The 15,308-nt window shown below is 74.2% G+C and carries 6 protein-coding genes; all 6 read left to right on the top strand.

Annotated features, from left to right (window positions below):
• Positions 1-60: 60 nt before the first annotated feature.
• From RBJ65_RS20475 to RBJ65_RS20500, 6 genes are read left to right on the top strand one after another with little or no spacing between them, the layout of a single operon-like run.
• On the top strand, positions 61-4,233 hold the full coding sequence (locus RBJ65_RS20475; protein ID WP_306323275.1) for an amino acid adenylation domain-containing protein: 4,173 nt from the start codon (positions 61-63) through the stop codon (positions 4,231-4,233).
• Positions 4,230-7,589, top strand: a complete 3,360-nt coding sequence (locus RBJ65_RS20480) for an amino acid adenylation domain-containing protein (protein ID WP_306323274.1) — start codon at positions 4,230-4,232, stop codon at positions 7,587-7,589. Before RBJ65_RS20475 ends, RBJ65_RS20480 begins: the two co-directional genes overlap by 4 nt.
• A gap of 4 nt (positions 7,590-7,593) precedes the next feature.
• Positions 7,594-9,117 (top strand): GMC family oxidoreductase, encoded by a 1,524-nt coding sequence (locus tag RBJ65_RS20485; RefSeq protein ID WP_306323273.1) that lies wholly within the window; start codon positions 7,594-7,596, stop codon positions 9,115-9,117.
• On the top strand, positions 9,105-9,890 hold the full coding sequence (locus tag RBJ65_RS20490) for a thioesterase II family protein (RefSeq protein WP_306323272.1): 786 nt from the start codon (positions 9,105-9,107) through the stop codon (positions 9,888-9,890). The genes RBJ65_RS20485 and RBJ65_RS20490 overlap by 13 nt, the downstream gene beginning before the upstream one ends.
• The gene (locus RBJ65_RS20495; RefSeq protein ID WP_306323271.1) at positions 9,887-13,888 is read left to right on the top strand and encodes an amino acid adenylation domain-containing protein; all 4,002 of its coding nucleotides are present in this window, start codon (positions 9,887-9,889) and stop codon (positions 13,886-13,888) included. The genes RBJ65_RS20490 and RBJ65_RS20495 overlap by 4 nt, the downstream gene beginning before the upstream one ends.
• The gene (locus RBJ65_RS20500; protein ID WP_306323270.1) at positions 13,888-15,276 is read left to right on the top strand and encodes an FAD-binding oxidoreductase; all 1,389 of its coding nucleotides are present in this window, start codon (positions 13,888-13,890) and stop codon (positions 15,274-15,276) included. Before RBJ65_RS20495 ends, RBJ65_RS20500 begins: the two co-directional genes overlap by 1 nt.
• The last annotated feature ends 32 nt before the right edge of the window (positions 15,277-15,308 follow it).

Genomic DNA, 15,308 nt, shown 5'->3' on the forward strand with positions numbered 1-15,308 from the left:
CCCACACCTGCCAGGGCCTGTCGTTCGGATCAGGCCGGGCAGGGACAAGGAGACACCGCTGTGAGTGGAACCGGTACGGCTATCGTGCCCGCGCTGCTGGACGAACTGGCCCGCAACGGCATCCGGCTCCAGACGGCCGATGACGGCCGCCTGGAGGTACGGGCCCCCAAGGGCCGGCTCACCGCCGACCTGCGCGAGCGCATCGGCCTGCACAAACCCGAACTGCTGCGCTGGCTCGCGTCGTTGAGCGCCCCGCGGCCCGCCACCGGGCCGCTGCCACAGGTCGTCCCCGACCCGGCGGGAAGGTACGAGCCGTTCCCGCCCTCGGACCTGCAGGCGTCCTTCCTGATCGGCAGCCGGGAGGGCTTCGAGTACTACGTCCGCCCGCACCAGTACTTCGAGTACGAACAGGAGGACCTGGACCCGGAGCTGCTGGAGCGGGCGATGAACGCCGAACTCCACTACCAGCGCGACAACATCGTGGTGGTCCGCGAGGACATGCGGTTGCAGACCGTCCGCTCCCCCGGGCCCGCCACCCTGCCCGTGCTCGACGTGCGCCACCTGAGCGCGCCGGAGGCCGAGTCGGCCGTCGAACGCGTACGTACGCGGATGGCGGGCACGCAGCCGGTGATCGAGCACTGGCCGTGGGTCGACCTGCGTCTCAGCCGGCTGCCCGGTGGGCGCAGCCGGCTGCATCTGAACAACAACAACATCTTCTGCGACGCCCCCGCCCTGCTGCGGTTCGTCTCCACCGTGCTGCGCCGCTACCGCGAGCCCGACTGGAGCCCGCCCCCGCTCGAGATCGGGTTCCGCGAATGCGTGCTGACCCTGGCCGAGTTGGAGGAGTCGCCGCTCGGCCAGGCGTCTAGGGCCTACTGGACCGAGCGCATCCCCGACTGGCCCGAGGCGCCCCCGGTGCCCCTGACGGGCGCCGATCCGCGCACCCGGTCGGATCTGCGCCGCCGCGAGCTGCTGTTCTCCGCGGAGGTGTGGTCCGCGCTCAAGCGGCGGGCGGCCGACCGCCACCTGACGACCACCAACGTGCTGTCCGCCGTACAGGCCGAGGTGCTGTCGTACTGGAGCGGTTCGCGGCACTTCCTGCTCAACAACATGATCACCCACCGGCTGCCGCTGCACCCCCAACTGCCGGACGTGATGGGCAACTTCGCGTCGCTGTACCCGCTGGAGGTGGACTGGCGGCCGCACGAGCCCTTCGAGGCGCGGGCCCGGCGGCTCCAGGACCAGGTCCTTGCCGACGCCGAGCACGGCCACTTCAGCGGCGTCAAGGTGCTCCAGGAGCTCAACCACGCCCGGCGCACCCCGGGGCGGGCGGTGTGCCCCTTCGCCATCGGCAGCGCGCTGTTCGTCGGCCCCCAGGACCTGCCGGTCGCGAGCCGTCTGGAGACCCCGCAGACCCTCGTCGACTGCGAGTTCTGGGACCTGACGGACGGCCGGCTCTGGGTGGTCTGGGACGTCATCGAGACGATGTTCCCCGACGGTCTCGTCGACGCGATGGAACAGGGCTACCGCACCGTGGTGGAGCGGCTCGCCGCCGATGACGATGCGTGGTCGACCGAGGCGTTCGACCTGCTGCCCGAGCGGCAGCGCACGCGGCGCGCGGAGCTGAACCGGCCGTCGGCGCCGGTCCCTTCGGGGCTGCTGCACCACCCGCTGCGCCGTCGGTCCGTCGACCGTCCCCGCCGTCCGGCGGTCGTGGCGGCGGACGGGGCCCTGAACTACGGGGAGTTGGGCGAGCACTGCGAGCGGATCGCCGCGCTGCTGCGGGCGCACGCCGCGCCCGGTGGCGGCACGGTGGCCGTCGTCCTGCCCAAGAGCCGTCTCCAGGTGGCCGCCGTCCTCGGGGTGCTCTCGGCGGGGCGCGCGTATGTGCCGCTCGACCCGGAGTGGCCGCGGGAGCGGCTGCGGGCCGTCCTCGCCGACGCCGCGCCGACCGCCGTCCTCGCGGACCCGTCGGCCGTCGCCCGGCTCGCCGCCCTGACCGACGCGCCGGTGCTGGACGTGACGGCCCCGGCGCCGGACGCGCCGCCCGCCCCGGCACCCGAGCCCGCGCCGACCGACCTCGCGTACGTCATCTACACCTCCGGCTCCACCGGTCGGCCCAAGGGCGCGATGCTGGACCACCGGGGGCCGCTCAACACCGTCGCGGAGATCAACCGCAGGTTCGGCGTCACCGAACGCGACGTGCTGTTCGGCGTCTCCTCGCTCTGCTTCGACCTGTCGGTGTACGACGTGTTCGGCGCCGTCCACGCGGGCGCCTCGCTGGTCCTGCCGAAGCCGGGCGACCCGGACCCGGGCGGCTGGCTGGAGGCGGTGCGCGAGCACGGTGTGACCGTGTGGAATTCGGTCCCGGCCCTCATGCAGTTGCTGGTGGAGGAGGCCGAGGCGACCGGCGTGACGTGCCCGTCCCTGCGGACCGTGCTGCTGAGCGGCGACTGGATTCCGGTGGACCTGCCCGACCGGATCCGGGCGATCGCGCCCAACGCCGCGGTGATCGGCCTGGGCGGCGCCACCGAGGCGTCGATCTGGTCGATCTGCCACCCGATCGGCGAGGTCGACCCCGCGTGGGCCTCCATTCCCTACGGCAAGCCGCTGGCCAACCAGAGCTGGCACGTGCTGGACGACCGCGGCCGGCTCTCCCCCGCCTGGGTCCCCGGCGAGCTGTACATCGGCGGGGTCGGGCTCGCGCTCGGCTACCTCGGCGACGAGGAGCGCACCCGGGCCGCCTTCGTCCACCACCCGCACACCGGTGAACGGCTGTACCGCACCGGGGATTTGGGGCGCTGTCTGCCCGACGGCACGATCGAGTTCCTCGGCCGGGCCGACCAGCAGGTGAAGATCCAGGGCTTCCGGGTGGAGCCGGGCGAGGTGGAGCACGCGCTCACCGAACTGCCCTCGGTGGGCCGGGCCGCCGTGGTGGCGCACGGCACCGACGCGGGCAAGCAGTTGGCCGCCTACGTCACGGCCGCCGAGGAGGCCGTGCCGCCCACCGGCGAGGAGCTGTCGGTCCAGCTCGCCGAGCGGCTGCCGAGCTATCTGGTGCCCGCCCGCATCACCGTCCTCGACCGTCTTCCGCTGACCCGCAACGGCAAGCTGGACCGCGCCGCCCTCCAGGCGCGCGGCGCCGACGAGGCCCAGGCGGCCCGGCCGTACGCGGCGCCGCGCACCGACCTGGAGGCGGTGCTCGCCCGGATGTGGGCCACCGTCCTCGGCCAGGACCGGGTCGGCGTCCACGACGACTTCTTCGACCTGGGCGGGCAGTCGTTCACCGCGCTGCGGCTGATCGGTCAGATCGCCCGCAGGCTCGACAGGCGGGTCCCGCTGGGCACGCTCCTGGAGCGCCGGACGGTGGCCCGGCTCGCCGAGTGGCTGACGGCCGGGGACGAGGCGTGGGACCCGCTGGTCACCCTGCGCGAAGGTCCGGGGAACCCGTGGTTCTTCGTGCACCCCGCGGGCGGCAACGTGCTCTGCTACCGGGAGCTCGCCGACCGGCTCGGCGGCCCGTTCCACGCGTTCCAGGCCCCGGCGGAGCCCGCCGCGACGATGGACGGCCTGCTGGAGCCCTACGTCGAGGCGCTGCGCGCCGCACGCCCGCACGGCCCGTACCGTCTTGGCGGCTGGTCGTCCGGCGCGGTGATCGCCTCCGCGCTCGCCGAACGCCTTGAGTCGCTCGGTGAGCGGGTGGAGCGGCTCGTGGTGATCGACTCGCCCGCCCCGCTCGACGCGCGGACCCTCGATCCGGCGGACCTGCCCGCCTGGTTCCTGGAGGACCTGAACATCGGCTTCGATCCGCTCACGGCGGACGTCGGGGCGCTCAAGGCGCTGGTCGCCGCGACCGCATCGGACCGCGCACCCGACCCCGCGGAGACCGGCGTGCTGCTGCACCGGGCCGCGGGCGCGGACTGCACCCTCGCACCCTCCGAACTCGCCGCCGCCTACCAGGTGTTCCGTGCCGTCGTCCCCGCCTGCGCCGGGTACTCGGCGGGGCCGGTCGACGCGGACGTGACCGTGGTCCGCGCCGCGCACGGCACGGTCGGCGAGTTCGCGGACCACCCCTGCGCCGACGCCCCGGACTGGGGCTGGGCCGCCCTGGCCCCGGGCCGGACCGGAGCCGTCACCCTGCCCGGCAGCCATCACACCCTGCTCACCGGAGAACTGGTCGGCGCCGTCTCGGACGCCATCACCCGGTGTACCGAGGAGGACGTTCCCCGATGACCCAGGATCTGCTGGCCGAGCTCCATCGGCGCGGCATCAGACTGCGCCTGGTCGACGACCGACTCGACGTGGTCGCGCCGGCCGGCGCGCTCACACCCGAGCTGCGTACGGAGCTCAAGGCCCGCCGCGACGAACTGCTGACCACGCTGCGCGGGGTGCCCACCGAGGGCGTCCGCCCGGCCGTGGTGCCCCGGCCCGAGCTGCGCCACGAGCCGTTCCCGCTCACCGACGTGCAGCACGCGTACTGGGTGGGCCGGCGCCCCGCCGTCGAACTCGGCGGCGTGGCCACCTACCTGTACACCGAGCGGGAACGCGCGGGACTCGACGTGGACCGCCTGGAACGTGCGCTGAACCGGGTGATCGAGCGGCACGGGATGCTGCGCGCGGTCGTCCTGCCGGACGGCCGGCAACGGGTGCTGCCCGAGACGGCTCCGTACCGGATCGCCGTGGACGACCTGCGTGGTCTGCCGGAGTCCGAGCGCGCCGCCCGGCTGGCCGCGACCCGGGCGGCCATGGACCACCAGGTGCTGCCGACCGACCGCTGCCCGCTGTTCGACATCCGGGCGTCCCTGCTCGACGGGGAGCGCACGAGGCTGCACATCGGCCTCGACATCATGGTCGTGGACGGCTTCAGCATGTACGTGCTGTTCCAGGAGTGGCAACGGTTCTACGAGGACCCCTCCTGGTCTCCGGAGCCCCTCGAACTGACCTTCAGGGACATGGTGACGGCCGAGGAGGAGGCCAAGGACGGGGCCGCCCACCGCAAGGCGGAGGCGTACTGGCGGGAGGCGCTGCCCGAACTGCCGCCCGCCCCCGCGCTGCCGCTCGCGACGCAGCCCGCGCAGGTGGGCCGGCCCGTCTTCCGGCACCGGCACGGACGGTTGGCGGCGGAGCGCTGGCGGACAGTGAAGGCCCGCGCCAGGGAGCGCGGTCTGACTCCTTCGGTGGTGCTGATGACGGCGTACGCCGAGGTGCTGCGGCGGTGGTCGCAGCAGCCCGACTTCACGGTCAACCTCACCCTGCTCAACCGTCCGCCGGTGCACCCCCAGGTCGGCGCCGTGATCGGCGACTTCACCTCCACCACCCTGCTGGCCGCCCCCGACCGGCCGGGTGAGCCGTTCGCCGCCCGTGCCCGGATGCTCCAGGAACGGCTGCTGCGGGACCTGGAACACTCCGCGTACAACGGGGTGCGGGTGCTGCGGGAGCGGTCCAGGGCCGAGGGCGGGGGTCCGGGCGCGGGGATGCCCGTGGTGTTCACGGCGATGATCCTGACCGGCGAGGGCGAGGACCCGTCGGCCGGGATGGAGTTCTTCGGCGAACTGGTGCACCAGATCAGCCAGACCCCGCAGGTGTGGCTCGACCACCAGGTGACGGAGGAACACGGCGACCTGGTCTACAACTGGGACGCGGTGGAGGAGCTGTTCCCCGAGGGCCTCCTGGACGACATGTTCGCCGCCTTCGGACGGCTCGTCGAGGCGCTGGCCGACGCCCCCGGGGCGTGGGACGCCCTCGCCTCGCCCCAACTGCCCGCCTGGCAGGCCGAGTTGCGCCGCGAGGTCAACGACACGGCACGGGACATTCCCGAGCGGACGCTGTACGAGCTGGTGGCTGACGCCGCCCGGCGGACCCCCGACGCGACCGCCGTGATCACCGAGAGCGGCGAGCACACCTACGGCGAACTGCTCGCGACGGCCCACCGCTTGGCCCGGGTGCTGCGGCGCCTGGGTGCCGAGCGGGACACGCTGGTGGGCGTCGTGCTCGACAAGGGCTTCGACCAGGTCGCCGCGGTGCTCGCGGTGGCCGCGTCGGGCGCGGCGTATCTCCCGGTCGACCCGGGCTGGCCCGCCGAGCGGCGCCGGATGCTGCTTGAGCAGGGCCGGGTGCGCACCGTGGTGACGACCGGTCGGCCGGCTCCCGGCGGGCTGCCCGAGGGCGTCCGGGTGCTCACCGTCGCCGACGAGGAGGTGCGCGCGGCCGACCCCGGCCCGCTGGAGGGCGGGCCGGCGCCCCGCGACCTGGCGTACGTGATCTTCACCTCGGGCTCCACCGGCCGCCCCAAGGGCGTGATGATCGACCACGGGGCCGCCGCCAACACCGTTCAGGACATCAACTCCCGCTTCGGCGTGCACGCCGGGGACCGGGTCCTCGGCCTGTCGTCGCTCAGCTTCGACCTGTCGGTGTACGACGTCTTCGGCGTGCTCGCGGCGGGCGGCGCGGTCGTCCTGCCCACGCCCGGCCGGGAGCACGATCCGGCGCACTGGGCGGAGTTGGTGCGTCGGCACCGGGTGACGCTGTGGAACTCGGTGCCCGCGCTGATGCAGGCGTGGACGGAGAGCCCCGCCGCGTCCTCGGGCGGCGACGGGCTGCGGCTCGTACTGCTCAGCGGCGACTGGATACCCGTGCCGCTGCCGGACGCGATCCGTGCCGTGCACCCCGGGGCGCGGGTCGTCAGCCTGGGCGGCGCGACCGAGGCCGCCATCTGGTCGGTGTTCCACCCCATCGGCGAGGTGCCGCCCGAGTGGAGCCGCATCCCCTACGGCCGGCCGCTCGCCAACCAGCGGCTGCACGTCCTGCACGCGGACCTGACGCCGTGCCCGGTGTGGACGCCCGGCGAGATTTTCATCGGTGGCGTCGGCCTTGCCCGGGGCTACTGGGCCGACCCGGAGCGCTCCGCCGAGCGGTTCGTCACCCACCCGGGCACCGGGGAACGGCTGTACCGCACCGGGGACCTCGGCCGTTACCTGCCGAACGGGGACATCGACTTCCTCGGCCGGATGGACTTCCAGGTCAAGCTGAACGGCTACCGCATCGAACTCGGCGAGATCGAGGCGACGTTGCGGGCCCGCCCCGGGGTGGCGGAGGCGTTCGCCTCGGTGCGGACCAGCCCGCGCACCGGACGCCGCCAACTGGTCGGGCACGTGGTCCCGGAGCCCGGCGCGGCCGTCGACGCCGCCGGTCTACGGGCCGCCCTTGAGGAGACCCTGCCGTCCTACATGGTCCCGCACCATCTGCTGCTCGTGGACCGGGTGCCGCTGAGCGCCAACGGCAAGGTGGACCGCGCCGCCCTGCCCGATCCCTGGCAGGAGGAGGACGGCGAGGAGCGGGCCGCGCCCCGCGACGAGATGGAGCGGCTGCTCCTGAAGCTGTGGTCGGAGGTCCTCGGGGACCAGGAGTTCGGGGTGCACGACAACTTCTTCGAGCTCGGCGGGGACTCCCTGCACGCGGTGCGCATCCTCGGCCTGATCCACGCGGAACTGGACATCGAGCAACAGGCCGAGGACGACCTGGAGATGCTCTTCGACCATCCGACGATCGCCGAGCTGGCCCAGGCGCTGTCCTCCCGGATCGGGCCGTGATGCCATGCGTACGGTGAACGGCCGGTCCCCGGCATGGGACCACGTCGTGGTCGGCGGCGGCTCCGCGGGCTGTGTCCTCGCGGCGCGGCTCTCCGAGCGGCCGGAGAGCCGGGTGCTGCTCCTTGAGGCGGGCGGGGAACGGTCCGGGGCAGGCGACCGGCCCGTGCTGTCCGGCGCCAACTGGGACCTGACGGCGCACGCCGGGCGGCACGACGCGCCGGGGCGGACGTACCCGTACCCGGTCGGCAAGGTGCTCGGCGGGTCCTCGGCGGTCAATGGGGCGTTGGCGCTGCGCGGTCTGCCGGGCGACTTCGACGGCTGGGCCGCCGCGGGCAACGACGCGTGGGCCTGGGAGCGGGTGGGCCCGGTGTTCGCCGCGCTGGAGGCGGACGCCGACTTCAAGGGCCCCGGGCACGGCCCGGACGGGCCACTGCCCGTCCGGCGTACCCCGGTCGAGGACATGGTGCCCGCCGCGACCGCGTTCCTGGGCGCCGCCGCCGCTCTCGGCATCCCGTCGGCGCCCGACCTGAACAGCCCCGATGGCGCGCTCGGCGCCGGTCCGATCCCCCTCAACGCGGTGGGCCGGCAGCGGGTTTCGGCCGCCGAGGCGTATCTGCGGCCCGTCCTCGACCGGCCCAACCTGACCGTGTGGACGGACTGCGAGGTCCGGGAGGTACGGATCTCGGGCGGGCGGGCCACCGGGGTGACGGCGGTGCGCGCCGGCCGGCCGCTCACAGTGTCCGCCGGGCAGGTCACGCTGACCGCCGGGGCGGTCAACACGGCGTGTGTGCTGCTGCGTTCGGGCATCGGCAGGGCCGATGAGCTGGGCGCGCGGGGCATCCGTCCGGTGGTCGACCTGCCGGGCGTGGGCCGTGACCTGATCGAGCATCCGGTGGTCGCGCTGTGGGCGGTCACGCGGGCGGGGGTGTCCGGTCCCGACGATCCGATGCACCAGGTGCTGGCCCGGGTCAGCAGCGTCGGCTCGGCACTGCCCGATCTCAATCTCACCCTGGTGAACACCCTGGCAGGACTGCCCGTTCCGGGCGCCGCCGCCGTGCTGCGCGGCCGTCCCGCGCTGGCGGTGCACGCCACACTGCTGCGCCCGCGCTCCCGTGGAAGCGTCACGTTGCGCGGCGGGCAGCCGGTGGTCGAGCTGGGGCTCGCCACCGCGGAGGAGGACGTGGCGGTGCTGATGAGCGGCGCGCGCCGGGTGTGGGAACTGGCCCGGCGTCCCGAGCTCGGCCGGCACCTGGAGCGGACCCTGATGTGGACCGAGCGGATGGTCGGCACCGACGCGCTGCTGCGCCGCGCCGTGACCAGTGTCGTCGCCCCCGCCTGGCACCCGGTCGGCACGGCCCGGATGGGGCCGGACGACGACGCCGGCGCCGTCGTGGACCAGCGCCTGGCCGTGCGCGGCCTCGCGGGACTGCACGTCGCGGACGCCTCGGTGATGCCCGGCATGCCCAGCGCCCCGACCAACCTGACCTGCCTGATGATCGCCGAGAGGGCCGCCGCATGGCTTTGCTGACGAGTCCGCGACCGGCCTGGACCGCGGTCTGGGCCCCCGCCCCTGTCACCGCCCCCCGGCTGTTCTGCCTGCCCCACACCGGGGGCGGCGCCTCGGTCTACCGGCACTGGGCGCTGCGCCTGAGCCCGGACATCGAGGTGGTGTCGGTCCGGCTGCCCGGCCGGGAGAGCCGCCTGCGGGAGCGTCCGTACGACCGGCTGAGCGAGCTGGTGCCCGCGCTGGTCGACGCCGTCGCCGGACAACTGGACCGCCCGCACGCCTGGTTCGGGCACAGCATGGGCGCCCTGGTGGCCTTCGAGGTGTGCCGGGAGCTGGCCAGGCGCGGTCTTCCGCAGCCGGTGCGGCTGCTGGTCGCCGGGCGTCGAGCGCCGCATCTGCCGTCCCGGAGCAGGCCGGTGCACGCCGCGCCCGCCGAGGAACTCCTCGCCCATCTCGCCGAGTTGAACGGCACTCCGGACGAGCTCATGGGCAGGCCCAAGGTGCTCGCCGCGGTCCTGCCGAGGCTGCGGGCCGACTTCGCCGTCTCCGAGACGTACCGCTTCCGCCCGGGGCCGCCGCTCGGCACCCCGATCACGGTGCTCGGTGGCGTGGCCGACCCGGAGGCCCACGTGCCCGAACTGCGGGCCTGGCAGGCGCACACCCGCGCCGACTGCCCCGTCCGGCTGTTCCCGGGCGACCACTTCTTCCTCCACCAGGACCCGGAACCGGTGATCTCCACCGTGGCCCGGGAACTGTTCCCGACCAGTCCGCCGCCCGCCGGAGGCCCGCGATGACGTCACCGCACGACCACACGTTCCCGCTGACCGACCTCCAGGCCGCGTATCTGGTCGGCGCCAGCCCGCTGATGGAGCTCGGCGGCTTCAGACCGAACCTCTACTACGAGCTCGACGTGGTCGGATTCGACACCGAGCGCGCCGAGCACGCCGTGCGGTCGCTCGTCGACCGGCACGAGCATCTGCGCACCGTGGTGCTGCCCGAGGGCAGTCAGCGGGTGCTCGCCCCGGACGAGGTGACACCGTTCCGGCTGACGACCATCGACGTCGTCGGCGCGGACCCCGAGGAGCAGCGGGCCGTACTCGCCGCCACCCGGGAGCGGTTGGGCGGCGAGGGTCCTGCGCCGACCGGCTGGCCGCTCTTCGAGATCACCGCCGTACGGCTGCGCAGGCACCGCGTGCGACTGCACCTCGCGATGAGCCTGCTGCTGCTCGACTCCGGCTCCACCCGGCAGCTGGAACGGGAGTGGTGGCAGCTGTACTTGGACCCCGCCGTGGAACTGCCGCCGGTACGGGGCACGTTCCGGGAGTGCGTCGCCGCCGCTGCCGCCCGGGTCGACACCCCCGAGTACCGGACCCACATGGACTACTGGCAGGCGCGCCTCGACGATCTGCCGCAGGCTCCCGGGCTGCCGATGGCGCGACGCCCCGCGACGATCGACCCGGTGCGGCTGACCCGGCGCTCCTTCTTCCTCGACCGCGCCCAGTGGCAGCGCCTGCGCGCCGCGTTCCGCGCCCGTCGCGTGCTGCCGACCACCGGACTGCTGCACGTGTACGCGGAGACCCTCGGCGCCTGGGCGGCCGCCCCGAGGTTCTGCCTCAACGTGCTGCACCAGAACTGGACGAACAAGCACCCCGAAGCGGCCGGTGTGGTCGGCCAGTTCAGCGCCACGCTGCCGCTCGAAGTGGACCTCGAAGCCGCGGACACCTTCTGGGCCCGGGCCGCCGCCTTGCAGAAGCGGCTGTGGCGGGACCTGGAGCACGCGGACGTCTCCGCCGTGGCGATCACCCGGGAGCTGGCCGCCCGCCGGGGCTGGACGTCGAGCGCCGCGCTGCCGTACGTCTTCAACAGCATGCTCGGCCCCGCCGAACAGCGCCCCGCCGCCGGGCCCCGCTGCCGCACCGTCCACACGGGCCTTCGCACCCCGCAGGTGCTGATCGACAACCAGACCAAGGACGCGCCGGACGGCGGCGTCGAACTGGTCTGGGACACGGTCGACGAGGCTTTCCCCGAGGGCCTGCCGCAGACCTTGTTCGACACGTACCGCAGGGTGTTGGAGGAGTTGTCGGGGCCCGAGGGCGGGGGCCTCACCCCCGAACTGCTGCCGCCCGGCCACCGGGACACCGTGGAGACGCTCAACCGGCCGGCCCCCGCCCCTGAGGGCCGCCTTGAGGACGGGTTCCTGAGGCAGGCGCGGCAGCGCCCGGACGCCACCGCCGTGATCGCCGCGGGCCGCACCCTCACCTACGGCGAGCTCGACCGGGCCTCCGGCGCCCTCGCGGACCGGCTCGCCGCGCGGGGGGCCGGGCCCGGCACGGTGGTGCCGGTCGTGATGGCCAAGGGCTGGGAGCAGATCGTCGCCGTGCTCGGCGTGCTGCGGGCCGGGGCCGCGTACTGCCCCGTGGACGCCTCGCTCCCGGCGGAGCGGATCGCCCGGCTGCTCGACGCGTGCGGATCGCCCGTCGTACTGACCCAGTCCCACACCGAGCCGGAACTGCCCGACACGGCAAGCGCGTTGCGCGTCGACGAGAGCGCCACCGACGAGGCCCCGGCGGCCGGGGCGCGGCGCGGCGGCGCCCACGACGTCGCGTACGTCATCTACACCTCGGGGTCCACGGGCGTTCCCAAGGGGGTCGTGGTCGAGCACCGGGCGGCGCTGAACACGGTCGTGGACGTGGGCGACCGGATCGGTCTCGGCCCCGACGACCGGGTCTTCGGGATCTCCTCGCTCAGCTTCGACCTGTCGGTGTGGGACGTCTTCGCGACGCTGGGGGCGGGCGCGGCCCTGGTGCTGCCCGCCGCCGGTTCCCGGCCGGACCCGGTGGGCTGGGCCCGGTGCGCGGCCCGGCACGGCGTGACGGTGTGGAACTCGGTGCCCGCGCTGGCCGAGATGCTGGTGGAGCTGGTGGAGAGCGAACCGGACGGGCACACGCCGCCGGTGCGGGCCTTCCTGCTCTCCGGGGACTGGATACCCACCACGCTGCCGGACCGGATGCGCCGCCGCCTGCCCGGCGTCCGGGTGCTGGCCATGGGCGGCGCGACCGAAGCGGCGATCTGGTCCAATCTGCAGGAGGTCGACGAGGTCGACCCGCGGTGGCCGTCCATCCCTTATGGCGTGCCACTGACCGGTCAGACCATGCGGGTGCTCGACCACCGCCTCGGTCTGCGCCCGCCGTGGGCCACCGGGCGTATCCACATCGGCGGCACCGGCCTCGCCCGCGGCTACGCCGGGGACGCCGAGCGGACCGCCGAGCGCTTCCTGACGCACCCGCACACCGGTGAACGGCTGTACTGGACGGGCGACTTGGGGCGGTACTGGCCGGACGGCACCATCGAGTTCCTCGGCCGGGAGGACCGGCAGCTGAAGATCCAGGGGTTCCGGGTGGAGCCCGGCGAGGTGGAGACGGCCCTGCGCGAGCATCCGGGCGTCGCGGAGTGCGCGGTGTGCGCGGTGTCGGCCGCGGGAGGCGGGCAGACGCTGGTCGCGCTGGTCGTGCCCGCCGGGTCCGAGCCGCCCGCGCCCGCCGAGCTGACCACCCATCTGCGCGAGCGGCTGCCGTCCTACCTGGTTCCCGGCCGGCTCCACCTGGTGCGGCGGCTGCCGCTGACCGCCAACGGAAAGGTGGACGCGCGGGCCGCGCTGGCCCTGATCGAGGACGCGGATCCCGCCGGGGCCGAGGCGGAGCTCGACGACCGGATCCTGAAGCAACTGGCCGAGGTCTGGGCCGAGTTGCTCGACGTGCCGTCCGTCGGCCCGGACAGCGACTTCTTCGCGCTCGGCGGCAACTCACTGCTGGCGCTGCGGCTGGTCAACAGGCTCCGCACGGTGTTCGGCGCGGAGTTGGGCTTCGGCGAGGTCTTCGAGGCCCCGACGCTGCGGGCGCTCGGCGCCCGGCTCACGGACGGCGAGCGGTCCCGTTCCTGCGCGGTGCCGCTGTCCGAAGGCGCGGGGCCCGAGTTGGTGCTGTTCCATCCCGTCGGCGGCTCGGTGAGCAGCTATCTGCCGTTGGCCCGCGCCTGGCCGGGACCGGTGCTGGGTTTCCAGCATCCGGCTCTCGGCGGCGGCCCGGAGACGGTGGACGTGCCGGATCTGGCCGCGCTGGCCGCCGGCTACCGGGAGGAGCTGGAAAGGCTGCGGCCCGCGGGCCCGTATCTGCTCGGCGGCTGGTCGCTCGGCGGGGTGCTGGCCCAGGAAGTCGCCCGGCAGCTGGCCGAGCGGGGCGGGGACGCCCGGGTGGTCATGGTGGACAGCGTCGTACGCGAGCACCGGGTGCCCGCCGACGCGGCCGAGCGGCAACTGGAGTTCCTGCGCGATCTCGCGGGTGGGCGGCTGCCCGGCACGGTGGCCGACGCCGTGCGCGCCGTGCCCGCCGACGAGGCCCCGGCCGCGGCCCTGGCGGCCGCTGTCGCTCACGGGCTGCTGCCCCAGGAGGTCGATCTGGCCGCCCATCTGCGGCTGTCGGCGGTGCACACGCGGAACCTGGCGCTGCTCGCCGCCCACCGTCCGCTGCCCTGCGCGCTGCCCACGCTGCTCGTCGTGGCCGACGGGGAGGCCCGGTCGGGCGACCCGGCGGCGGACTGGGCGGAACTCTGCCACGACCTGCGGGTGGTGCGACGCCCGCGCGACCACTACTCGATCGTCTCCGGCGACGAACTCGGCCTGCTGGCCGAGGAGTTGTCCGGCTGGCTGGCACAGGCCGGCCCGCTGGACGGCTCCGGGCCCGAAGACGGCACCTCTCCCACAGACCCACCCGTTCTCGAAAGGACCAGAACGTGATGACCGATCCACAGCCCGTCGGCGAGCGCGTCGCCCGAGCGCTGGGCGACTCCTTCTCCGGAGCCCTGCACCTGCCGGGCAACGAGCCGTACGACACGGAACGGCTGGCCTGGATGCGCGTCGTGGAATCCCGTCCCGCGGCCGTCGCCGTCGCCTCCGGGGCGGCGGACATCCAGGCCGCCGTGCGGGCCGCCCGGGACCTGGACGTGCCCTTCGCGGTGCAGAGCACCGGGCACGGCGCGGTACGCCCGTCCGACGGCGGGCTGTTGCTGCGCACCTCCTCGCTGAACCGCGTCGTCGTGGACCCCGGGGCGCGTACCGCTCTGGTCGAGCCGGGCGCGCTGTGGTCCGACGTGATCGCGGCCGCCGCCCCGCACGGCCTCGCGCCGCTGTCCGGTACGTCGTCGGTCGGCGCGCTGGGCTTCACCCTCGGCGGCGGCATCGGCTGGCTGTCGCGCCGTTACGGGCTCGCCGCCGACAGCCTGCTCTCGGCAGAGATCGTGGGTGCCGACGGCACTCTGCGCACGGCCGACGCCGACAGCCACCGGGACCTGCTGTGGGCGTTGCGCGGCGGCAGCGGCAACTTCGGTGCGGTGACGCGGTACACGATCCGGCTGTATCCGGTGCGCACGGTGTACGCGGGTGCCGCGTTCTTCCCCGTCGAGCGCGGTGGCGAGGGGTTGGCGGGCTATCTGGAGTGGGCGCCGACGGTGCCCGACGAGATGTCGACGGCCGTGCTTCTCATGCGGATGCCGCCCGGCCCGCCCATCCCGGAGCCGATGCGCGGCAAGCAGTTCCTGTGTCTTCGGGTCTGCTTCGACGGGCCGGCCTCGGAGGGGGAGCGGCTGTTGAAGCCGCTCCTGGACACCTGGGGCACCCCGCTGATGAACGGCATCGCGGAGATGCCGTTCGCGCAGTCCGGCACCGCCATCGCCGGTCCGCCCCCGCCGCCCATGGTGGCGGCGCAGGAGATCGACCTGTTCCACGAGCTGCCCCGGGAGGCCGTGGACGTCATGGTCGCCGCCGCGGGCGCCGACTCGCCCGCGCCGCCCATGTCCACGGTGGAGATCCGGCACTGGGGAGGGGCCATGGCGGCGCCCGGTCCCGACGCGGGTCCGGCGGCCCATCGCGATGCGCCGTACTCCGTGATCACCACCGCGATGATCCCCGGGCCTCAGGCGGCGGAGGGGGTGACGGGCTGGACGAAGGGTCTCGCGTCCCGGCTGCGGCCGTACGCCACCGGGGGCACGTTCCTCAACTTCCTCATCGATCCCGCCAGGACCCGCTCCGCGTTCACGGAGGCCAACTGGGCGCGGCTGACCGAGGCCAAGCGGAAGTGGGACCCGGACAACGTCTTCCGGATCAACCACAACATCCCGCCGAACTGACCTTTCCGGTAGGGCCCTGAGTGACGTCCGCG

The sequence above is a fragment of the Streptomyces sp. KL109B genome, from assembly GCF_030766935.1.
Taxonomy (GTDB): Bacteria; Actinomycetota; Actinomycetes; order Streptomycetales; family Streptomycetaceae; genus Streptomyces.

Coding starts and splice junctions, on each gene's coding strand:
- RBJ65_RS20480 (WP_306323274.1), top strand. CDS start 4,230: ATGACCCAGGATCTGCTGGCCGAGCTCCATCGGCGCGGCATCAGACTG.
- RBJ65_RS20485 (WP_306323273.1), top strand. CDS start 7,594: ATGCGTACGGTGAACGGCCGGTCCCCGGCATGGGACCACGTCGTGGTC.
- RBJ65_RS20490 (WP_306323272.1), top strand. CDS start 9,105: ATGGCTTTGCTGACGAGTCCGCGACCGGCCTGGACCGCGGTCTGGGCC.
- RBJ65_RS20495 (WP_306323271.1), top strand. CDS start 9,887: ATGACGTCACCGCACGACCACACGTTCCCGCTGACCGACCTCCAGGCC.
- RBJ65_RS20500 (WP_306323270.1), top strand. CDS start 13,888: ATGACCGATCCACAGCCCGTCGGCGAGCGCGTCGCCCGAGCGCTGGGC.